27 protein-coding genes are annotated in these 19,871 nt (G+C 70.0%); 19 read left to right on the top strand and 8 right to left on the bottom strand.

What is annotated here, in order from left to right:
• The first annotated feature begins 61 nt into the window (after nucleotides 1–61).
• From J2728_RS04125 to J2728_RS04115, 3 genes are all read left to right on the top strand, one after another.
• Nucleotides 62–244, top strand: coding sequence for a hypothetical protein (locus J2728_RS04125; RefSeq protein WP_309996728.1), 183 nt, complete (start codon nucleotides 62–64; stop codon nucleotides 242–244).
• Nucleotides 245–425: 181 nt separating this feature from the next.
• Nucleotides 426–836: a hypothetical protein gene (locus J2728_RS04120; RefSeq protein WP_309996726.1), complete on the top strand. Its 411-nt coding sequence runs from the start codon at nucleotides 426–428 to the stop codon at nucleotides 834–836.
• Nucleotides 837–882: 46 nt separating this feature from the next.
• On the top strand, nucleotides 883–1,158 hold the full coding sequence (locus J2728_RS04115; protein ID WP_309996722.1) for a hypothetical protein: 276 nt from the start codon (nucleotides 883–885) through the stop codon (nucleotides 1,156–1,158).
• Between the two features lie 33 nt (nucleotides 1,159–1,191).
• On the opposite strand, the gene J2728_RS04110 is transcribed toward J2728_RS04115, so the two are convergent.
• Genes J2728_RS04110 through J2728_RS04100 form a run of 3 tightly spaced genes read right to left on the bottom strand, consistent with a single transcriptional unit; the run spans nucleotide 1,192 to nucleotide 6,561 of the window.
• The gene (locus tag J2728_RS04110) at nucleotides 1,192–4,356 is read right to left on the bottom strand and encodes an error-prone DNA polymerase (protein ID WP_309996719.1); all 3,165 of its coding nucleotides are present in this window, start codon (nucleotides 4,354–4,356) and stop codon (nucleotides 1,192–1,194) included.
• Nucleotides 4,353–5,888, bottom strand: coding sequence for a Y-family DNA polymerase (locus tag J2728_RS04105; protein WP_309996716.1), 1,536 nt, complete (start codon nucleotides 5,886–5,888; stop codon nucleotides 4,353–4,355). Before J2728_RS04105 ends, J2728_RS04110 begins: the two co-directional genes overlap by 4 nt.
• Nucleotides 5,788–6,561, bottom strand: coding sequence for an ImuA family protein (locus tag J2728_RS04100; protein ID WP_309996713.1), 774 nt, complete (start codon nucleotides 6,559–6,561; stop codon nucleotides 5,788–5,790). The genes J2728_RS04105 and J2728_RS04100 overlap by 101 nt, the downstream gene beginning before the upstream one ends.
• 217 nt (nucleotides 6,562–6,778) lie before the next feature.
• Here J2728_RS04100 and J2728_RS04095 point away from each other — a divergent pair, with 217 nt between their 5' ends.
• The 3 genes from J2728_RS04095 (at nucleotide 6,779) to J2728_RS04085 (ending at nucleotide 8,372) form a co-directional block, all read left to right on the top strand.
• Complete coding sequence (locus J2728_RS04095) at nucleotides 6,779–7,141, top strand: hypothetical protein (protein WP_309996710.1); 363 nt, start codon at nucleotides 6,779–6,781, stop codon at nucleotides 7,139–7,141.
• A gap of 62 nt (nucleotides 7,142–7,203) precedes the next feature.
• Nucleotides 7,204–8,007 (top strand): DUF5677 domain-containing protein, encoded by an 804-nt coding sequence (locus J2728_RS04090; RefSeq protein ID WP_309996707.1) that lies wholly within the window; start codon nucleotides 7,204–7,206, stop codon nucleotides 8,005–8,007.
• Between the two features lie 32 nt (nucleotides 8,008–8,039).
• Entirely contained in the window at nucleotides 8,040–8,372 is a 333-nt protein-coding gene (locus J2728_RS04085; RefSeq protein ID WP_309996704.1) for a hypothetical protein, read from the top strand.
• Between the two features lie 10 nt (nucleotides 8,373–8,382).
• Here J2728_RS04085 and J2728_RS04080 read toward each other — a convergent pair whose 3' ends face one another.
• The 3 genes from J2728_RS04080 to J2728_RS04070 all read right to left on the bottom strand — a co-directional run bounded on the left by J2728_RS04080 (nucleotide 8,383) and on the right by J2728_RS04070 (nucleotide 10,030).
• Nucleotides 8,383–9,138, bottom strand: coding sequence for an SOS response-associated peptidase family protein (locus J2728_RS04080; protein ID WP_309996701.1), 756 nt, complete (start codon nucleotides 9,136–9,138; stop codon nucleotides 8,383–8,385).
• 79 nt (nucleotides 9,139–9,217) lie between these two features.
• Nucleotides 9,218–9,571: a hypothetical protein gene (locus tag J2728_RS04075; RefSeq protein ID WP_309996697.1), complete on the bottom strand. Its 354-nt coding sequence runs from the start codon at nucleotides 9,569–9,571 to the stop codon at nucleotides 9,218–9,220.
• 195 nt (nucleotides 9,572–9,766) lie between these two features.
• The gene (locus tag J2728_RS04070) at nucleotides 9,767–10,030 is read right to left on the bottom strand and encodes a DksA/TraR family C4-type zinc finger protein (RefSeq protein WP_309996694.1); all 264 of its coding nucleotides are present in this window, start codon (nucleotides 10,028–10,030) and stop codon (nucleotides 9,767–9,769) included.
• A gap of 362 nt (nucleotides 10,031–10,392) precedes the next feature.
• On the opposite strand from J2728_RS04070, the gene J2728_RS04065 reads away from it, so the two are divergent.
• Nucleotides 10,393–12,504: a ParB/RepB/Spo0J family partition protein gene (locus J2728_RS04065; protein WP_309996691.1), complete on the top strand. Its 2,112-nt coding sequence runs from the start codon at nucleotides 10,393–10,395 to the stop codon at nucleotides 12,502–12,504.
• Between the two features lie 159 nt (nucleotides 12,505–12,663).
• Here J2728_RS04065 and J2728_RS04060 read toward each other — a convergent pair whose 3' ends face one another.
• Entirely contained in the window at nucleotides 12,664–12,819 is a 156-nt protein-coding gene (locus J2728_RS04060) for a hypothetical protein (RefSeq protein ID WP_309996689.1), read from the bottom strand.
• A 424-nt stretch (nucleotides 12,820–13,243) separates the two neighbouring features.
• On the opposite strand from J2728_RS04060, the gene J2728_RS04055 reads away from it, so the two are divergent.
• Nucleotides 13,244–13,558 carry a DUF736 domain-containing protein gene (locus J2728_RS04055; protein WP_309996687.1) on the top strand — a complete coding sequence of 105 codons (315 nt, stop codon included), beginning with the start codon at nucleotides 13,244–13,246 and terminating at the stop codon, nucleotides 13,556–13,558.
• A 59-nt stretch (nucleotides 13,559–13,617) separates the two neighbouring features.
• Here the strand turns inward: J2728_RS04055 and J2728_RS04050 are convergent, their stop codons facing one another.
• A complete protein-coding gene (locus J2728_RS04050; protein WP_309996685.1) occupies nucleotides 13,618–13,971 on the bottom strand; it encodes a helix-turn-helix domain-containing protein in 354 nt (117 codons plus the stop codon).
• Between the two features lie 354 nt (nucleotides 13,972–14,325).
• Between J2728_RS04050 and J2728_RS04045 the strand changes: the two genes are divergently transcribed.
• The 11 genes from J2728_RS04045 to J2728_RS03995 all read left to right on the top strand — a co-directional run bounded on the left by J2728_RS04045 (nucleotide 14,326) and on the right by J2728_RS03995 (nucleotide 19,779).
• Complete coding sequence (locus J2728_RS04045) at nucleotides 14,326–14,676, top strand: DUF736 domain-containing protein (protein ID WP_309996682.1); 351 nt, start codon at nucleotides 14,326–14,328, stop codon at nucleotides 14,674–14,676.
• 103 nt (nucleotides 14,677–14,779) lie between these two features.
• Nucleotides 14,780–15,052, top strand: coding sequence for a DNA -binding domain-containing protein (locus J2728_RS04040; RefSeq protein WP_309996680.1), 273 nt, complete (start codon nucleotides 14,780–14,782; stop codon nucleotides 15,050–15,052).
• 109 nt (nucleotides 15,053–15,161) lie between these two features.
• The gene (locus J2728_RS04035; protein WP_309996679.1) at nucleotides 15,162–15,362 is read left to right on the top strand and encodes a transcriptional regulator domain-containing protein; all 201 of its coding nucleotides are present in this window, start codon (nucleotides 15,162–15,164) and stop codon (nucleotides 15,360–15,362) included.
• A 55-nt stretch (nucleotides 15,363–15,417) separates the two neighbouring features.
• The gene (locus J2728_RS04030; RefSeq protein ID WP_309996676.1) at nucleotides 15,418–15,906 is read left to right on the top strand and encodes a DUF2285 domain-containing protein; all 489 of its coding nucleotides are present in this window, start codon (nucleotides 15,418–15,420) and stop codon (nucleotides 15,904–15,906) included.
• A gap of 147 nt (nucleotides 15,907–16,053) precedes the next feature.
• The gene (locus J2728_RS04025; protein WP_309996674.1) at nucleotides 16,054–16,320 is read left to right on the top strand and encodes a helix-turn-helix transcriptional regulator; all 267 of its coding nucleotides are present in this window, start codon (nucleotides 16,054–16,056) and stop codon (nucleotides 16,318–16,320) included.
• 2 nt (nucleotides 16,321–16,322) lie between these two features.
• Entirely contained in the window at nucleotides 16,323–17,357 is a 1,035-nt protein-coding gene (locus J2728_RS04020) for a replication initiator protein A (RefSeq protein WP_309996671.1), read from the top strand.
• The gene (gene parA, locus J2728_RS04015; RefSeq protein WP_309996668.1) at nucleotides 17,354–17,992 is read left to right on the top strand and encodes a ParA family partition ATPase; all 639 of its coding nucleotides are present in this window, start codon (nucleotides 17,354–17,356) and stop codon (nucleotides 17,990–17,992) included. The genes J2728_RS04020 and parA overlap by 4 nt, the downstream gene beginning before the upstream one ends.
• Nucleotides 17,989–18,216: a ribbon-helix-helix protein gene (locus J2728_RS04010; protein ID WP_309996665.1), complete on the top strand. Its 228-nt coding sequence runs from the start codon at nucleotides 17,989–17,991 to the stop codon at nucleotides 18,214–18,216. The genes parA and J2728_RS04010 overlap by 4 nt, the downstream gene beginning before the upstream one ends.
• Entirely contained in the window at nucleotides 18,213–18,677 is a 465-nt protein-coding gene (locus J2728_RS04005) for a DUF2840 domain-containing protein (RefSeq protein WP_309996662.1), read from the top strand. Before J2728_RS04010 ends, J2728_RS04005 begins: the two co-directional genes overlap by 4 nt.
• Complete coding sequence (locus J2728_RS04000; protein WP_309996659.1) at nucleotides 18,674–19,177, top strand: S26 family signal peptidase; 504 nt, start codon at nucleotides 18,674–18,676, stop codon at nucleotides 19,175–19,177. Before J2728_RS04005 ends, J2728_RS04000 begins: the two co-directional genes overlap by 4 nt.
• A complete protein-coding gene (locus J2728_RS03995) occupies nucleotides 19,174–19,779 on the top strand; it encodes a lytic transglycosylase domain-containing protein (protein ID WP_309996656.1) in 606 nt (201 codons plus the stop codon). Before J2728_RS04000 ends, J2728_RS03995 begins: the two co-directional genes overlap by 4 nt.
• The last annotated feature ends 92 nt before the right edge of the window (nucleotides 19,780–19,871 follow it).

The raw sequence follows: 19,871 nt of genomic DNA, 5'->3' as shown, positions 1-19,871 counted from the left end.
GAGCGGCGATGGAACGGTTCGGCGGCGTCGCGGATTCGTCTGGCACAGGAGGAGCAACGCCATGTCCAAACGCGAACTCATCGAACCGACCCCCGGCGACAAGCGCTATGCCCGCCGTGACGAGAACGGCCAGTTCTCCGAGCAGGTTGACGTGGGCAAGTCGCTCGCGGCCGACCAGCGCCAGCATGCCAAGCACGACGCGGGCCGCGGCCAAGGCGACAAGGGCGACCGCCAGAAGGCCTAGCGGCCGCGGCAAGGCGATGGGCTGCTGTCGGGCGCGCGTCGCCGTGTCCCGTGAGAAGGAAACGGTCGCGGCCTGTCCTCGGCCTCGGCCTGGCCCCAGGTTTCCACGAAGTGCGCGGCGGCGGCTTGCTTTGCAAGGCCGGGGTCTAAGCCTGCGACGAAACGCCGGACTGTCGGGCAAGGTGGACCAACCCCATCTGTTGGTCATGGCCAAGACCGCCGAAAGGGCGCCGCCGGAAAGCACCCCGGCCGCCGACCCCTCGACAGCCCAGATCCTGCAGTTCGAAATCGCCGAGCGCCGCGCCCGCTTCGAGGCCTATGCGGCCGCCTCAAGCCAAGTGGCCCTATACGAGTTCTCCATTCCCGAGGGGGCCACCGCTGCGGCGCTCGGCGCGCCGCAGACGCAACGCGATGCTCGCGACCAACTGCAGCTGGTCGTCGCCCTGACCGGCGGCGCGATCGCGAAATTTCCCGGCGGGCTTCTCGCGCGCATTCCATCGACGGCGGCCGATCGCTTCGAGGCTCTGGCCCGGCCCTTGATCGAGGCGTTTCTGATCGGATTCCAGCGCGCCGCCGATCAGGTCAGCCCATAGTCGATTTTCGACGGTAAAGCTTCGCGGCCCCTGCTAGGCTCGCCTCATGGACGCCGCCATCACCTTCGTCTGCCTTGCCGACAATCAGGTCGCCGTTCACCGCCAAGTGCTGAGCCTACCCCCCGAAACCTACCGACGGCAGGCTTTCCACCTCCTGCGTGAGCACGCCGCGGCCGCGGCCGTGGAAGTCTGGCGCGACGACGCGCTCTGGGAGGTGATCGCGCGCGACGGCGTTCGGGCCATTCGGCCCGCGCCGGCGCGAGCGGCCCGTGAGATGGACCTGGTCTCCAAGCCGTCCGATAATCCAAGCCACGACGCATAGCACGCCGGCCCAAGCGCCGACGCCGTCATCGGGTCAGCAGAAGTTGCGGCTGCGCCGGGCCCAGGACAGATCGCCCGCGTCGCTGGACTTGGACTGTAGCTTGCCCAGCACGTCGCTGAGGTCGTGGAGCTGATAGGCGACCAGATGGACCACGTCGCCCTCGCGCTGGACCCGAGCGTCGACGCCGATCAGATGCGCCGACAGGGCGATGCGCCGCTGCTTTTCGTAGAGGGTCTTCCAGATCACGAGATTGGCCACGCCGGTCTCGTCCTCGATGGTCATGAACATCACCCCCTTGGCCGTGCCGGGCATTTGGCGGACCAGCACGAGGCCGGCCGTCTTGACGAACCGGCCGTCCTTGGCGCTCGCCGCGGTCTTGCACGGCGCGCGACCCAGAATCTGGAGATCCTCGCGCAACAGGGCCAGCGGGTGGCGTCTGAGAGTCAGGCCCAAGTGGCTGAAGTCCTCGATGATCTCGCGGCCCTCGGTCATCGGCTTCAGGTCTGCTTGGGCCTCGTTGAGCTCTGGGGCGCCGGCATGATCGAAGAGGGGCAACGGCGCGTCGCGTAGCGCCTTGATCGCCCACCCGGCCTGGCGGCGTTGCTGCTGGAGTTCAGGCCCGAAGGCGTCAGCCCGCGCCAGGGTGTCCAGGGCGCCGGTTCCGATCCCCGCGCGCCGGGCCACGTCGTCGATCGCGTGATAGGGTTCCTCGCCGCGCGCCATGACAAGCTGGGCCGCGTCCGTTTCCTTCAGGCCGCGCACGAGGCGCAGGCCCAGCCGCACGGCGAACCGGCCGCTGTCGCCCAGCGGCTCCAAGGTGCAGTCCCAGCGCGAGGCGTTGACGCAGACCGGCCGGATCTCGACCCCGTGCTCCTTGGCGTCGCGAACGATCTCCTTGGGCTGGTAGAAGCCCATCGGTTGGCTGTTGAGCAGGGCCGCGCAGAAGATGTCGGGGTGGTGGCACTTCAGCCAGGACGAGGCGTAGGCCAAGAGCGCAAAACTGGCGGCGTGGCTTTCCGGAAAGCCGTAGCTGCCAAACCCCTCCAGCTGGGCGAAGGTCTGCCGGGCGAAGGCCTCGTCATAGCCACGCGCCACCATGCCGCCGACCAGCTTGTCGCGAAAGTGCGAGACCCCGCCGGTGAACTTGAAGGTGGCCATGGCCCGGCGCAGCTGATCGGCCTCGCCCGGGGTGAACCCCGCGCATTCGATGGCCACGCGCATGGCCTGCTCCTGGAAGAGCGGCACCCCGAGGGTCTTGCCCAGCACCTTTTCCAGCTCCGGCCGGGGGTAGCTGACCGGCTCCTTGCCCTCGCGCCGGCGAAGATAGGGATGGACCATGTCGCCCTGGATCGGGCCAGGGCGGACGATCGCCACCTCGATGACCAGGTCGTAGAAGCTGCGCGGCTTCAGCCGCGGCAGCATGGCCATCTGGGCGCGGCTCTCGATCTGGAAGACGCCCAGGGTGTCGGCCCGGCGGATCATCGCATAGGTGCGTGGGTCCTCCGGCGGGATGGTGGCCAGTTCGCGGATCTCGCCCTTGTGCTGCGCGAGCAGGTCCAGGCCGCGCTTGAGGCAGGTCAGCATGCCAAGCGCCAGGCAGTCGACCTTCATGAACTTCAGTTCGTCGATATCGTCCTTGTCCCATTCGATGATCTGCCGCCCGTCCATGCGCGCCGGCTCGATCGGAACGAGTTCGTCGAGCCGGTCTTGGGTCAGGACGAAGCCGCCCGGATGCTGGGAGAAGTGGCGCGGGGTGTTGAGGAGCTGGCTGGCCAGCTCCAAGGTCAGCCGCAGGCGCCGGTCGGTCAGGTCCAGGCCGATCTCGCGCGCGTGCTTGTCCTCGATCTGCTCGCGCGAAAAGCTCCAGACCTGGTTGCCCAGGGCCTCGGTCATGTCCTCGGGCAGGCCCAACACCTTGCCCACGTCCTTGACCGCGCCGCGCGGCCGGAAACGCTGGACGACCGCGACGATGGCCGAGCGATGACGACCATAGGTCTCGAACACCCACTGCATGACGGTTTCACGCCGGCCGTGCTCGAAGTCGACATCGATGTCGGGCGGCTCGTCGCGTTCCTGGGAGACGAAGCGCTCGAACAGCAGGTCGTTGCGCTCGGGGTCGATGCTGGTGATCCCGAGCACGTAGCAGACCGCCGAGTTGGCCGCCGAGCCGCGCCCCTGGCAGAGGATGTCCTGACTGCGGGCGAAGACGACGATGGAATTGACGGTCAGGAAGTAGGGCGCGTAGCCGAGCTGGCCGATCAGCTTCAGTTCATGGTCCAGCAGCCGGCGCACCTCCTGTGTCACCCCATCGGGGAAGCGCCTCGCCGCTCCCTCCCATGTCAGGCGCTCAAGCGTCTCCTGGGCGGTGCGACCGGGTTGCGCGACCTCGTGCGGATATTGATAGGTCAGCTCATCCAGCGAAAAGCCGCAGCGCCGGGCCAAGGCGACGGACGCGGCGATCGCCTCCGGGTGGCGCGTCATCAGGCGCTGCATCTCGGTCGGCGCCTTCAAGTAGCGGTCGGCCTCGCGTTCGCGCCGAAAGCCCGCGTCGTCGATCTTCGTCTTTTCGCGGATACAGGTGACGACGTCCTGCAGCAGGCGCAGGGATTTGTCGTGCATCAGGACGCGATTGGTGGCGACCGCCGTGGCGCCAGCGGCCTTGGCCAGGGCGGCGAGGTCGTGCAGCCGCAGGGCCTCGCCTGGCCGGCGGCGCAAGGTGAGGGCCAGATGGGTGTCGGCGCCGAAGATCGCCGTGAGCTTCTTGAGCTGCACCGCGCAGGTCTCATCGGCCTCCTTGGGCACGAGGATCGGGATGAGGCCCTGCGCATGGGCGGCCAGGTCCTCCAGGCCAAGATCGCAGGCACCCTTGCCGGCCCGGGCCTTGCCAAGCGACAGCAGGCGGCAGAGACGCGCATAGGCCGCGCGGTCGGTGGGGAAGACCAGCACGACCATGCCGTCGCGCAGCGCCAGCTCGCAGCCGATGACCAGGCGCACGCCCGTCGCCTTGGCCGCGACGTGGGCGCGCACGGCCCCGGCCAGGCTGTTGCGGTCGCAGATCGCCAGCGCACGATATCCCAGGTGCGCGGCCTCCTCGAAGAGCTCGCCGGGCGAGGAGACGCCGCGCAGCAACGAGAAGTGCGAGGCGCAGTGGAGCTCGACATAGTCGCCCAGATCGGCCGGCGAGGCAGCGGCCTTCATCCGAACACCCCGTGGAGGAACCAGCGCTGCGAACCGGAGGCGGCGTCCTCCCCATCGCCGTCACGGAAGATCCAGAAGCGCTCGCCGCTGTCGTCCTCGACCTGGAAATAGTCCCGCGACCGGGTCAGTTCGGCGTCCGAGCGCCACCATTCGCCGAACAGGCGCTCGGGGCCGTCGGCCCGGGCGACCCGGCGGCGCACGCCGCGCCAAGTGAAGGCCACCGGCGGGTGGTCGGGCAGGGCCGCCAAAGTCTCGATCGGCTCGGGGTGACGGAAGAGGCGCTCAGGCCGCGGCCAGGGCGTGGCCTCGCCGGGGTCGGGCGGCGAGAGCGCCGGGGCTTTGCGCACAGAGCGCTCGGGCAGGTCGCTGGGCACATTGACGATCCGGTAGACCGCCTCGGGACCGAGCCGCACGCTGAGAGTATCGACAAGGCCGGCGACGCCGGCGGCGGGGCGGACGTCACCGACGACGTCGCCCTGACGCCAGGCCAGCGGCTCGGCGCCGGGAGCAGCCAGCAGCAAGGTCTCGACCCCGAAACCCGGGTCGACTGTCTCCAGCTTCTCGCACAAAAGCTTGGTCAGGCGCGGGACGTCGCGCGAGGGCTGGGCCAGGCTGATCCGCGCGGTCTCGATACGGTTGTCGACCCGCATGAAGTAGGCGTCCAGGCGCCGCGCCCCCAGACCGACCGCCTCAAGGGCCGCGCAGATCTCGCCGGTCAGCTGGCCCAGGTACCGAGCCATGGTCTCGGGCGCGCCGATGGGCTCGGCGAACACGCGGCGCACGCGCAGGGTCTCGGGCGCCAACACCGGCTCGATGGGCTCGGCCGTGCGTCCGAACGCCTGGTCCAGCCGCCGCACCGGCTCCAGGCCCAGGCGATGGGCCAGCGGTCCCTTCTTGGTGGCTTCCAACTCGCCGATGGTGTCGAATCCCAGGCGCGAGAGGGTTTGGACGAGATCGGCGGGCAACCGCAGCGCCGCCACCGGCAAGTCCTTTAGCTCCCAGCCCGTGCGGCCGGGCGCGACCACGAAGATCGAGCGGCGGGAATAGCGGGCCAAGGCGTGCGCGCCGCCCCAGCTGTCGGCGATCGCCAGTTGGGCGGCGTAGCCGGCCTTGGCCAGCCGATCTCGCAGAGCGACCAGCATCTTCTCCTCGCCGCCGAAGAGGTGCGCGCAGCCAGTGGCGTCGATGACCAGGCCGTCGGCGCCATCCGGGGCCACGACCGGCGAGAAATGGCGCTGGGCCCACAGCGCTAGGCGCAGCAGCGCGGCCGCATCGCCCTCGGCGTCCAGGTCGTGCAGCAGCAGACCCCTGGTCATGGCGGTGGCTTGTGCGACCGCCTGACCGATCCGCAGGCCGGCCTGAGCGGCGGCCGGGTTCATCGCGGCGACGGCGCGGCGCCGGCCGATGCGCCCGACCATGACAACCGGCGTTTCAGGCGGCGGCGCGGCCTTGCCCATGGTCTTGGCCTGCGTGCGCGCCAGCCGATCGGTTGGCCAGTGGGGCAGGAAGACGGAGATGACCCTTTGCGTCACAGGCTTCTATCTCAAGGTCGAAGGCTTGCCCGGCGCGGCAACGGAAAAGTTCGAGAAACCAGCGCGGGGGACCAACGCCAGCGGTGGGTAGGGGTGAGGACGGCATCGCCGAGATCCGCCAGCGGCTGTAGGCCGCCGTCGGCCGGCCGAGGTCGGCGGCGTCGGCGGTCCGTTTCCACCGCCGGATGGCGATGGCCATCTGCCCGCTCTTCTCGGCCGCCAGTTGCAGTCTCCGCGAGGCGGTCATGGAGAGCTTGGAGACCTCGCCGACCACACCCGCCAGGCCCGGCCAGCGCAGGCCCTCCTCCATCGAGGCCAGCACCCCGTCCTCGTCGCCGGCGTCGGCGAAGATGATCCGGTCGGGGGGCAGGCCAACCCGGGCCAGGGCCGGAGCGAAGAGATCGGGATGGCGGCGGCACCACAGCACCGGGCCGTCCATCCGCGCCAGCAGGCCGGCGGCGAACTTGGCGGCGGCCGCGCCATGCAGGGCTCCGTCCGCCCCGCCAGCCACCTCGTGCAGCGCCCCAACCGGCAGGCCGCCGCCGGGCAGGCGATCATCGATCTCGGGGACGCCGAACGGCAGCATCGCCCGGCTGGCCTGGCCCTCGATCTCGAGGGCACGAACCTGGCGGCGGAGCGCGTCGAGCGCGGCAGGGGTGCGGTTGGGAGTCATGCTTACAGAATGTTCTTGTTCCATCTTTGTTCTCGTCGCTCCAGCAGAGTCAACGGGGCCCGGGGTGCGACGCAGGCGCGCGCCAAGGCCAAGATGCAGGCGGGCCAAGGGTTTGAGAGGAATCAGAATTTTTTGGTGGCGACCGAGTTTGACGCAAGCTGGACTGGGCGCGCGCAGTGCGATTGGCATGGCGCCGCTGGGCCCCTAGGCTGGCGCCATGGTTCAACCAAGCGGTCCCTCCTGGTGGTCCAAGGCCGAGCGCGCGGCGCTGGCCTTCAAGGCCACCAGCCGCAAGGCCAAGGGCGCGAAGCATTCCGTCTACGTGATCCTGCTGCACGACGCGCGACGCGCCGATCCCTGGGGCCTCTATGTCGGCCAAACCTCGCGCGATTCCGACCTGCGCTTCGACCAGCACAAGACCGGCTACAAGGCCAGCGGCGCGGCCAGGCGGTTCGGCGTGCGTCTGGCGCCGACGCTGACCGAGCATCTCAATCCCATGCGCCAGTGGGAGTCGCTGGAGGCGGCTTTGGCCCAGGCGTTTCGTAACGCGGGCGTGCCTTGGGTCGAGGGCGGACACTGAGTCGCAAGGATCGCGGATAGGACACCAGGCGGACGTGGCGCGGCGTCCGATCGAGGGCAGGGATGGCAAAGCTGAGGGATCGCCCACAGGGCTACGCGGGGTCTCGCGAACGGTTCAGCCGGTCGGTCGGAAAAATCGTGGCGCTGTCGGCCCGTATGAACGGGACGCCGAGCGGACATGGCCGCCAGTACTGGTCGTCGATCCTGGCGGCCAAGCTGACCCTGGGCGCCATGACCTTGGACAAGATCATCCCCAAGATCGCCTCGCCGGCCTCAAAGGACCTTTGGGACCTTGGTTCGGTGGCGACCTTGGTGCGCGTTCTGGCCGAGAACTACATTCTGCTTCACTGGCTCTGCGTGGAAACCGAGGACCAGGACCTATGGCTGTTCAGGTTCAAGGCCCTGTCCATCATGGACAACCGTAGCCGCTATCGCCTGACCCAGGAGGTCGAGGGCCAGCCCGAGCCGGAGGAATTCGTCAGCGCCCAGAAGTCCATGGCCGAACACATCGCGGTCACGCGGAATTTCCAGGCGCTCACGGCTTCCCAGCAGAAGGAAATTCTCAAGGGCCTCAAGACGCCGTTCATCCACGACGACGTGGTCGAGCGGCTCGAGATCGATCGGGACGATTTTCGCAAGTTCTATCGATACCTCAGCGCGTTCGTTCACACCGGGACCGTTTCCTGGATTCGCGTCGAGGACCAGGGGCGGTGCAATGGCGAATTCAACACCTATGAGGCCGGCGCCATGCAGGCCTGCATGGAATTTGCCGGGCGTCTGATCGACCGCGCGGTCAAAGACCTGCGCGCGATTTCGAAGACGGGGCCGCTCATCCCGACGGAGGACGAACCCATCCCGCAGCCCTAGCCTACTCTTCCGTTTTGCGCAGAATGCCCTGAATGCCGAACCGACCGCCCTCGACGTTGAAGCGTCCGCAAGAACAGCTTATCCGCCGCTTTCACCTGGGCCAGGTGGGCAACGACACCGTCCGCACGTACCTCACCAAAGGCTATTCGCTGGCCATCTGCTGTCGCGAATGTCCACGGCTGATCGAGTGGACGCCAGAGGATCTGGTCGAGAAGTTCGGCGACCGGACCCACGTGAAGATCGCCGATATCGCCGCGAGGCTGTCCTGCGGTGGTGAAGAGGGATGCGGGGCGACGGACGTGGCCGTCTTCCCCCACCTCTACGACGGACCCTGGTCGTGGACTCCGCCAGCCGACGATCACTAGGCGCAGGGCGCTAGGCGGGGACGACCTCGTCGCTCTTGCCGCCGACAGCGACGATCTTCAGGCGATCGGGGAGGGGACGCTGCAACTGGGCGACCTCGGTCCACGGCGCGTCGCTCATCCACAGGTCCCATTCCTCAGGCTCGGTCAGGATCACCGGCATCGCCTTGGAATGGTAGGTCTTCACCGGCTCGGCCGAGTCCGTGGTGAGGAAGCCATAGGCGATGATCTCTTCCCAACCCTTGGTCTTCATCCGCACGCACGCGTGCGGCGTCCAGATGCCGGCGAAGAAGGCGATAGGGCGGCTTTCGTCGAGCGCGAACCAGATATTCTTGCGTGTCCGCTCATGATCCTGGTCGGGTTCGGCGAATGACGTGAACGGCACCAGGCAGCGGTTGCCGGCGCCAAGCCATGGCGCCCAGTGCTGGTTCGTGCGGCCGGTCTTGGTGCTGGTGGTGTTACGGATGTTGGTGGTGCCTTTGTCGGGCTCCATCTTCAGGAGCTCGGCGAAGTCGAACTCCGTGCCCTTGGCGCGAAGCTTGTCGGCGCGCAGGGTCGCCGCTTCCATCAGGGCCTGCTTGGAGGAAGGCATTCCCCAGCGCGCATCGCGCATCATCCGCTGGCCATCCTCCCCATGGGTGATGATCGGCGCGGCATAGTCGGGATAGATGCCCGGCATGGGCGGCTGGTTGTTGTTGAGGTCGCTCATGGCGCGGGCCAGGGCCGCGACCTCGGCGCGCGCCTTCATCAAGGCGTAGAGATTGCACATCGGCGAAAACGTCTCCCGGCGATCCGATCGCCGACGCTAGCGATCGGATGCGCGGCTGCAAAGGCGTTGATGATCGGCTTCAGGCGGCCCTGAGCCAGATCCTGGCGTGCCACCAGCCTCGGGGCGCGCATTCGGGGTCGCCGAGGCCGTCGAAGAACATCTCCACATGCTGGGCGCGAGGATGGTCCACAAGCGCCGAGCAGGGCGCGCCCTGGCCGTGCAATTCGACCTCGGGCGCCCGATCCGGCCTGACCTCGTCGAGGGTCGGCTCATCATCGAGCCCGCTCTCGAGCCAGACGACCAGGCCGCCCTCGCGGCACGCGCCAACGTGTCGGACGGCGGGAAGAGTGTCCAGGTAGTCGGGCTTGCCAAGGATGCCGTCGATTTCCACGGCGGTCAGCGGCTTGGCGGTGACGGGGTGTGCGTGGTTCATGGGAACAAACATAGAACGATAGTGGGCGGATGGCGAGTCTCTCGAGTCGCCGGTGAAGGGGTGGCCCGAGGCGCTTGGCCTCGGGCCGGGCTCCAGGTATCGCCGCCGCGTGTTCTCAAACGGCGGATCCGTCCCGAGCCCATGGGGACCGCGCAGCCGCCGACAGGCGGGCGCAAGATCCCCAATCTCGTGTGATCAGCGCAGTTGGCTGTCCTTGCTGCCACGGCGGTTGATGCCGCCGATGACGATGCGCTTGTCGCGCCCGGCCTGGCAGGTGACGCAGGTGCGGACACCCGGCAGGGCCCTCCGCCGCGCCTCGGGGATGTCTTCGTCGCACTCGGCGCAGACTAGGGCGCTTTCGCCCACGGGCAGCCGAGCGCGAGCATGCAACACGCCGTCGGTCACGGTGTCTTCGATCTGGTCAAGGACGCCCCCGTCGTGTGTCCAGCCGCCTGCCATTCCTATCGAAACTCCCTTGCGTTCTCAGGGTCTTAGATAGGAATTCGCTGCCTATTCTCCAGGCCGGCGGCGGCGCGCGGCGCGGGTCAGATTGTCGCGGGGGCGACGACGCCACGTCGCCCACGCTGCGCTCTTCTTGTTTCCTCGCCGCTTCCGCGGCCGTGGCTTGGGGCTCCGCCCCCAGCGCGCTTCGGACCGCCTTCCGCCCAGCTTCGGGCGCGCCGCGCCGCCTCGCCAGATCGTCAAGCACGCCCTGCAGCCGGGTCCCCGCGAAGCCGCCCCTCCGCTTGCACCCCCGGGTTCGCCACCGGGCAGGGCCGCAGGCGCGCCTTGCGCCTGCGACCAGCCCCAAGGAGGCAGACATGACCACCCAAGCCCAGCACGCTCTTCCCGCACCGAAGGCCCAGCGGCTTCCGATCCAGACCGGCGAGGTCTTGGAGATCGCCCTCAACAAGCTCAAGGCCTCGCCTCGCAACGTCCGGCGCGTGGGCCACAGCGCCCAGGACATCGAAGCCCGCGCGGCCAGCATCCGACACAAGGGCCTGCTCCAGCCCCTGGTGGTCGAGCCCGAGCTCGACGCGGGCGGCGGGGCCAGCGGCTTCTACCTCGTCACGATCGGCGAAGGCCGTCGCCAAGCGCTTCGGCTGCTGGCCAAGCGCAAGCTGCTCAGCAAGGCCGAACCGGTGCGCTGCGTGGTGGATACGCTCAACGATCCCGGTGAGATTTCCCTGGATGAGAACACCTCGCGCTGCGACATGCACCCGGCCGACGAGTTCGAAGCCTGGAAGGACCTGTCCGAGCGCAAGGGCTACAGCGTCGAGGAGATCGCCGCGCGCTCGGGCGTCTCGCCCAAGATCGTGCGCCAGCGCCTGCGCCTGGGCGCCGTCGCCCCGGCCCTGCTCGACATCTATCGCGAGGGGGGACTGACCCTCGACCAAGTCACCGCCTTCGCCGTCAGTCCCGACGCCGAGCGGCAGATGCAGGTCTACGCCCAACTCGCCCCACACCAGCGCCAGACCTACGCCATTCGCCGGGCGATGACGGAGGCCAAGGTCGCCGCCGACGATCCGCGCGCGCTCTATGTCGGTGTCGACGCCTATGTCGCGGCCGGCGGCGCGCTGCTCGTCGACCTCTTCACCGAGGCGGGCGAAGGCTGGCTGGAGGACGTCGCGCTGCTCGACCGCCTCGTCGCCGAGAAGCTCCAGGCTCAGGCGGTCGCCTTGCGCGAGGCCGAGGGCTGGAAGTGGACCGCCGCCTATCTGACCTATCCACACGACCACGGCTGCAGCCGCATCTGGGAGCAGGCCTTGCCGCGCCCGCCGGAGGAAGAGGCCGAGCGCCAAGCCCTGCAAGCCGAGCGCCAGGACCTGATCGACGGCTATCCGGAGGTCGCCGACCTGACCGAGGAGGCCGAGGCCCGGCTCAGCCAGATCGAGGAAGACCTCGACGCCCTGGCCAACACCTTCGGCTTCGACCCGCAGGAGAAGGCGCGGGCGGGCGCCTTCGTGGTGCTGGCCAATGACGGCGAGGCCCGGATCGAGCGCGGCTATGTTCGGCCCGAGGACGAACCCCCGGCCGAAGTCGAACCCGAAGCCGCGACCGATGGCCAAGCCCCGGCGCCCGACGAGGCGGACCCGGAAGGCGGCGACGAGGACGACGATGACGGGCCGGGCGAAGTCGAGGAGCCGCTCGGCGAGGCCAACGCCCCGATCTCGCCGCGCATCCGCGCCGACCTGACGGCCCATCGCAGCATGGCCCTGCGCAACGCCCTGGCCCAGGACCCCGACCTCGCCCTGGTCGCCCTGACCCACGCCCTGCTGCTGCGGGTCTTCCGGGGCGTGGGCGGCTACGCCTCGTGCCTCGACGTCAAGCTCGGCTCGCGCAATCTCGCCGCCGATGGCGTCGGGATCGAGGACGGCGCCGCCGCGCGGGCCAATGCCGAGCGGCACGAAGCCTGGGCGCGGCAGATGCCCAGCGACCCCGAAGCCTATTGGGCCTTCGTGGTCGGGCTCGATGTCGATAGCCGCATGAGCCTGATGGCCCACTGCGTCAGCCTGTCGCTCGACGCGGTGCGTGGCTGGGACAACCGGCCGATGGCCTGGAAGCACGCCGACCGCTTGGCCAGCGCGCTGGACCTGGACATGAGCGATTGGTGGTCGCCGACCGCCGAGCGCTACCTGGGCGCGGTGACCAAGGGCCAGATCGTCGATGCGGTCGCCGAAGGGGTGTCGCCCGAGGCGGCGGAGCGCCTCACGGGCCTGCGCAAGACCGAGATGATCGCTGCCGCCCAGCCTCAACTGGTCGCCGCGCGCTGGCTTCCGGCCTGCCTGCGCACGCCCGGCCGGCCTCTGCCCTGGGTCCAGGCGGCGGACGAGGCGAAGACGGCCGAGCCCGGCACGGCGCCTGATGAGGCGGACGAGGCGGAGGCTCCCGACCCGGCTGAAGCGGTCGAGGACCGGAGCGCGGCGGCTTAAGGTCAGGCGGGGCGGGCGCATTGCCCGCCCCGCCAAGCTCGGTGCGCGGCCGATCCTTTGGGATCGGCCGCGCCTTCTCATGGCGGGCAGCCGGCTTCGACGGTGTTGACCGGAGTCTCGCGACGGGCGGGACGCCCCTTGCGGGGCGTCCCTTGGGCGTCAGCGGCCTTGGCGGCGCTGCGCGGCCAGACCGAGGGCGTCCTCGCCATCGCCGACGATCAGGGCGGCATTGACCGGTTCGCCGATGCCGACGTCGTCGGCCTCACCGGCAAGGCGCGTCGTCGCCCCAGCAAGTCGTTCTCCAGGCCACGCCAAGGTCCGCGCCCTCGGCCGACACCCGGTAATCGGGGCCGCGCTCGCGCGTCTTCTCGCCGGATCGGATCGGCCGATCCTGGCGCAGAGCGTGAGGGCGCGGATGGACCCCGAGAAATGGACCGTCGGCATTGGCAATGAAGGGCCGATCTCGCCTGGAAGCCTTCCGGCTGGCTTGGGGCGCGTCCATCCGCGATCTCTCATGGCCCGATCTGACCGGGGCCGGAGGCCCGGCAACCTCGTCGAGCGACTTTCTTCCCCTGGCGGCGCGCCGCCATTCCTCGCGATCCAAGAAACTCGCCGCCATCGGTCCTCCGGCAAGCCTGCGGGCGCGCGCGGCGCGCTGCCGGACCTCCTGTTTTCCCCGGTCCTGGGATCGCCATCGAGGTCGCGATGGTCGCGGCCCGAAGACAGAAGGAAGACTTCAATGGCTACGATCGGCACCTTCACCGCCAATGCCGACGGTTCGTTCTCGGGGTCCATCCGCACCCTCACCCTCAACGTCAAGAACGTCCGTATCCGTCCCTGCGAGAAGACCGGCGAGCGCGGCCCCGATTACCGGGTGTCGGCCGAGGGCGCGGACCTGGGCGCGGCCTGGAAGAAGACCAGCAAGGACAACAACGAGTACCTGTCGATGAAGCTGGACGACATCAGCTTCGGCGAACCGGTCAACGCCGCCCTGGTCGTCATCGACGGCGAGCACACCCTGGTCTGGTCGCGCAGCACCGCCAAGGCCGACTGACGCCCAAGGGACGCCCCGCAAGGGGCGTCCCGCCCGTCGCGAGACTCCGGTCGACACCGCTAGGCCCCAGGTCGGTCGTCCGCCAGGTCGTCTGTCACGAATGCGCGCACTACGGCGAGCACCTTTCGGCGCATGGACGGCGATAGCCGCGCCATGGCCAGCGCCATCTGCGCGCCATCGCGACTGTGCATCAGCGCGCCCAAGCGCTCGGGGCCGTCGGCGCGGCCGGGGTCGGTGGGCTCCAGGCCCTCGAAAAACCATTCCACCGAGCGCTCCAGGACTACGGAAAGCCGGAAAAGCGCCGAGGCGGATATCCGGTTGGCGCCGCTCTCGTATTTCTGGATCTGCTGGAAGGTGACCCCGAGCCCATGGCCCAGGTCGTCCTGAGAGCGGGCCTTCAGGGTCCGGGCCAAGCGAAGGCGGGCCCCGACATGGACGTCGACGGGGTGTGGGGCGAGGGGCGATTTCAAAGGAGGCTCCGACGGCGCGACGGCCAGCGCCGTCGCGGGTCCATTGACGCGCCAGGCGCTCCGGATCCCTGGACGGCGCGGCGGGAAAGGCGCGCGCCGCCTTCGCCAGCGCACGCCAGCGCCTGTCTTTGCCGCACGAGCGGCCATCGCGCCTTGAGGTCGGGGCGCGGGACCAACATCGTCGCGCGGCCGCCCCGAGACGGGGCGGCATGCCGCTCCGCAACCGGAGCGACGCGACGGCGCAAGGTCGCCCCCCACCTGGTCTTGCGCCGTCGCCCCTCGCCAACAGGAGGCTCCATGACCACCATCGGCTACTTCCGGCGCGACGGCGAAACCTTCGTCGGGCGCCTGGCCACCCTGCAGATCGACGCGGCCGTGCGCCTGGTTCCGATCGAGAAGCTTTCGCCCCGCGCCCCGGCCTTCCGCGCGTTCGTCGGCGACACCGAATGCGGCGCAGCCTGGCGACCGCTAGACCCAGCCAGCGGCGCGATCCTCAATCTGGAACTGGACGACCCGACCTGGGCCGAGCCGGTCAATGCGCGCCTGATGGCCGGAGAGGAGCCCCACCCGCTGGTCTGGATTCGCCAACGGGCCGAGCGATCCGGCGACAAGCCGGCCGAAGACGCCAAACCCCGCCCGCCGACCTAAGCGCCTCCGATAGGCGATGCCGCCAGCGCATCGCCCGATCCGGATTGAGAACCGTCCCGTCCCCGTCGATATCCGCTAGGATCGTTCCAGGGGGAACACGGGGATGGTCATGATCGACGGCGACCTGCGCGACACGCCGATCCAGGACGGCGAGGTCACGCCCTACGACCGCGCGCACATGCAAGCCTACCTGCGCCTGCTGGACGCCGCCGCCGCCCACGCCGACTGGCGCGAGGCGGCGGCCCTCGTCCTGGGCCTCGACGTGGAGGCCGATGCGCAACGCGCCCGGCGTATTCACGACATTCATCTCGAGCGCGCGCGCTGGATGGCCAGCGCCGGCTATCGCCATATCCTGAAGGGACGTCCTGCAGGGTGATGCCACGGCGGCATCGGCCGTTCACGCTGCCCTGGCTTCCCGCCGACTCCGTGCACCGGAAAAACCGACTTGCGCTCAATCTTAGAGCGAACCTTGTCGGAGGTTCTTCATGTCGCCAGACGCCTCGCGGTGGCGGTCCGCGGACGCCTATGACTACTTGGACGAGCTATCGGCGGCGGACCTGGCCTGGGAATATCTCCGTCGCAATCCAGACTACCAGAACGAATTCCAAACCGCGAGCCAGGGGCAGGGACAAGACACCCTGAGCGCCCGCTGGGGCTTGCGATTTCCCCGTCGATCCGTCGCTTGAGGCCGACCGCGCCGAGGTCTGGTGGCGACCCGAGGTCGACGACGAACTGATCCAATTGCAGCCCGCGCCCGCCGGCGCCGCCTCGCGGCTGACCGCGCCCGAGCCGCGTGCGGCCGGCGAGGCTTGGTGGTCGCTGGGACGTGGCCGCGACAAGATCCGCCTGGCGCTGCTGGAGGCGGCCGCCGATCCCGGCCAGCCGCTGGCCGCCATCGTGCCGCTCGACGCAGCCGCGCCGATCCGCCTGCGCGCCCTGGCGCGGCTCATGCGGCACCTGGAGGGTGATCCGCCGCCGCCTGATCCCATCACGCCGCAACGGCGCCAACGCCTGAAGGCGATGCTGCGCGCCCATGATGGTCGCAGCAGCGGCGCGCCCTATCGCGAGATCGCCGCCGCCCTCTATGGCGACGGCCGCGTCACCGACCAGCCGTGGAAGACCTCATCCCTGCGCGACGCCACCCTGCGCCTGGTGCGTGACGGTGGGGCGCTGGTGAACGGCGGCTATGTCGGCCTGCTCGGCGCACGCCGTCCGCCCTTCGCCGCCTGAGCCGCGAGCCTGTGCGCGCCCCGACCAAGGGGGTGCGAAAATCCCGCGCCCACCTTCGCACTCCCTCGTCCGAGCAACCGTTCGCCAGCCTTCCCCGGTCCGCGCCGCGCCATCCGGCTCCGCGCCAGGAGACCAGGGAGACCGCCAGTGTCCGCCTCATTGACCCCGGGCGCGCCGCGCTTCGTGCGCACCCAGCAGGCCGCCACCTATCTGGGCCTGTCCCACCGCACCCTCGAGAAGCACCGCACCTACGGAACCGGCCCAGCCTACCGCAAGCTCGGCGGCCGGGTGCTCTACGCCATCGACGACCTCCAGGCCTGGGCCGATCGCGGCGCTCGGCTTTCGACGACCGACACCGGTGTCGGCGAGGTCCTGCCCGCCAAGCGCCACGCCGCGCTCGCCGAGCGGCCCTGAGCATGGCGCGCCAATCCCTGTTCCGGGCCGAGGAGCCCGCGCGGCTCGATCCATTCGTGATCGTCGCCGGCGACGCCAGCCCCCGCGATCAGCGCGACCTGATGGAGCGGCCGTTCTTCTCGCTGTCGAAGTCCCGCCGGGTCCGGCCGATCCTCTATCGGGCCGGGGAGGTCGAGGTCCATGTCCACGGCCTGCCCGAGCATGGCATGGCCACCATCTGGGACGCGGATGTCCTGATCTGGGCCGCCTCCCAGATCGTCGACGCCGAGAACCGTGGCCTGCCCACCTCGCGCCTGCTGCGGTTCACGCCCTACCAACTGCTCACCGGGGTCGGCCGGGCCACCGGCGCGACCGAGTACCGGTTGTTCAAGGCCGCCTTGCGCCGGCTGCAGTCGACCGTGGTCGCCACCACCATCCGCCAGGGCGAGCAGTGGCGTCGCCAGCAGTTCTCCTGGATCAACGAGTGGGAGGAGCGCGCCAACCGCCAGGGCCGTGTCGAAGGCGTCGAGGTCGTTCTGCCCGAATGGTTCTACCGGGGCGTGGTCGACCGCTCGCTCGTCCTGACCATCGACCCGCACTATTTCCGGCTGACCGGCGGGATCGAGCGCTGGCTCTATCGCGTGGCCAGGAAGCATGCCGGCCGCCAGGTCGGTGGCTGGGTGTTCGAGCTGGCCCACCTGCACCACAAGTCCGGCAGCCTGGCCCGGCCGTCCGACTTCGCCCTCGACATCCGCCGCATCGTCGCCCGCCAGCCCCTGCCGGGCTACCGGCTGATGCTGGAGCGCGGCCAGGGCCGCGAGCGCCTGCGGATCCTGCCGCTGGTCGTGGAGATCGCGCTGCCATCCCCTGTGGACGGGGTCGTGACATCGGGCGCAGCCGATATCGGGACATCGGGCGCGCCCCTGTCGGGAGATCGGGCGCAGGGGCCGACCTCAAGCCCTTCTGGCGCAAGGGATTCCCGCGCGCCTAACTTGGACTCTAACTCGGACTCTAACTTTCTAGCGGCCGCCGTGCTTGGCGCGGAGCCGGGCCGATGATCGTCGCCTTCCTCAACCAGAAGGGCGGCGTCGGCAAGACGACCCTGGCCCTCAACCTCGCCGCCCTTTGGGCCGATCAGGGCCGCCGGGTTACCGTGCTCGACGCCGACCCGCAGGCCTCGGCGCTGGACTGGGCCCAGGCCCGAAGCCAGGCTGGCCTTTCGCGCGCCTTCGGCGTCGTGGGCCTGCCCCGTGAAACCCTGCACCAGGAGGTCCCGGACCTGGCGCGCGGCGCCGACCACCTGGTCATCGACGGGCCGCCGCGCGTGGCGCCGCTGCTGCGCTCGGCCTTGCTGGCCGCCGACTTGGTGATTGTTCCCGTCCAGCCCTCGCCGCTCGACGGCTGGGCGTCGGCCGAGATGCTGCGCCTGCTCGACGAGGCGCGTCTTTACCGCCCGACCCTGCGCGCCCGGTTCGTGCTCAATCGCTGCGCCGCCCGCACGGTGATCGCCCGCGAGACCCAAGAAGCCCTGGCCGCCCAGGACACCGGCGCCCTTCGCGGCACGGTGGGCCAGCGGGTGCTGTTCGCCCAGGCCATGGCCTGTGGGCAGACCGTCGCCGAACTGGAGCCGGATGGGCCGGCGGCGGCCGAGATCGCCGCCGTCGGGGCCGAGATCGAGGCGCTGGACCGATGAGCGCCAAGCCCTTCGCCGCCCGGCCCACCAGCGCCGAGGCCTGGGTCCGCGAGCAATCGGGCGAGCCCGCCGCGCACCAGAACCCCTTCACCGCGCGCCTGACCATCGACGTCACGCCCGCCAGCCGGGGCCGGATCAAGATCGCCGCGTTCGCGCGCGGCCAGACCGTTGCCGACATGGTCCGCGCCCTGCTCGATCGTGAGTTCCCGGAGGATCCGACATGAGCGTCGGGACGGAGGTCGACCTGGCCTGGTGGCAGGGCCGGGTTGAGGACTGGCTGCGCTTTGGCCAGCCGCGCGCGGAGATCCTTCAGGACCGCCGCCGGCGCACCCTGGTCTTCTCGCCCGGGGCGATGTTCGCCCGGGTGCGCTGGACCGGCGGCGACTACGGTACCACGGCTTCGGCTCTGGAGGTGCTGCGCGCGCCAGGCCCGGGCGAGGCCTGCGTCAGTTTCCCGGGCGTGCGCCCCGGTGGCGAGCCGCTCGTCCTGTTGCTCGGCTGGACACGGGTGCAGCGTGGCCTGGCGGCGATCGACGCGGTCGAGGCCGCGGGCTATGCGCCGCACGCCATCGCGCCCGACTACTGGCGCCACGTCCACAATCGCCTGGCCGCCGGCCTGCGGCCCCGGCCATACGATGCGCGCCGCCATCGCGCCTGGCGCCTACGGGCGCGGGTGACGTCGTGAGGTGGGCTGTCCTGGCTACCGGCTTGCTGGCTTGCCTGGCCCTGTCCGTCACGCCGAGGCCGCTTCTGCTGCTCAACACGACGGCCAGCGTCCCGGTCGGGCTCTATCGCGTGGTCCCGATCCGGACGCCACAAGTCGGCGACCTCGTCGTCGTGACCCCCGAGCCTGGCCTGGCCGACTTCCTCGATGAAGGCGGCTGGTTGCCGCGCGGGGTGCCGCTGATCAAGCCGGTGGCCGCCGTGGCCGGCCAGACCGTTTGCCGTCGGAACCAGGACCTGGCGATCGACGGCCGGACGGTGGCGCGCGCCCTGCTACGCGATGGGCGCGGGGGGCGGCTGCCGTTCTGGAGCGGTTGCCGGATCCTGGGTACGGGCGAGGTCTTTCTGCTGGCCCCGGCGCCGGCGAGCCTGGACGGCCGCTATTTCGGGATCACCGACGGTGCCCAGGTTCAGGCAAAGGCCCATCCGCTGCTGGTGTCCGGCGGGAAGGGAACGCCGTGAGGCGCCTCGTCCTGGCGATCGTCCTGCTGGTGGTGGCCGGACCCGCCCACGGGCAGGCCCCGGTCCGAACCCATGTGGAGACCGCCGCCGCGCGCTTTGGGCTGCCGGTCGAGCTGATCGAGGCCGTCATCGCCGCCGAGAGTGCGGGGCGGGAACGGGCGGTCTCGCCGGCCGGCGCCATGGGCCTGATGCAGTTGATGCCGGGCACCTGGGGCGAGCTGCGGATCCGCCTTGGGCTTGGGTCTGACCCCTTCGATCCGGCCGACAACATCCTGGCCGGCGCGGCTTATCTGCGCCAGCTGCGCGACCGCTACGGCGCGCCGGGGTTCCTGGCCGCCTACAACGCTGGGCCTGGCCGGTACGAGGCCAGCCTGGCGGGGCGGCCCCTGCCTTTGGAGACGCGCGCCTATGTCGCTCGGATCACCGGGCAGCCGGGCGTGGTCGGCGCCTACGGCTCCGACTGGCGCACCACCGGCCTCTTCCCGCCGGCCTGGTCCCGCGGCCTGGGCGAGGCGAGCGGCGGCGGGACACTAGGGAGCTCGGGCCCGGCGATGGCGGCGGACACCGGACTGTTTGTGGTCCCCGGCCGGAGCATCGAATGAGGAGGGTGGCGAAGCGGGACGGGTTCCAGCGGAGACGACGGGGATGGCCAGATAAAAGCCGCGCCGTCGGACGGGCGGCATGTCGTTGGTTG

It is taken from the genome of Caulobacter segnis (genome assembly GCF_031454995.1).
Lineage (GTDB): Bacteria > Pseudomonadota > Alphaproteobacteria > Caulobacterales > Caulobacteraceae > Caulobacter > Caulobacter segnis_E.
This window is presented reverse-complemented; position numbering and strand designations above follow the sequence as displayed.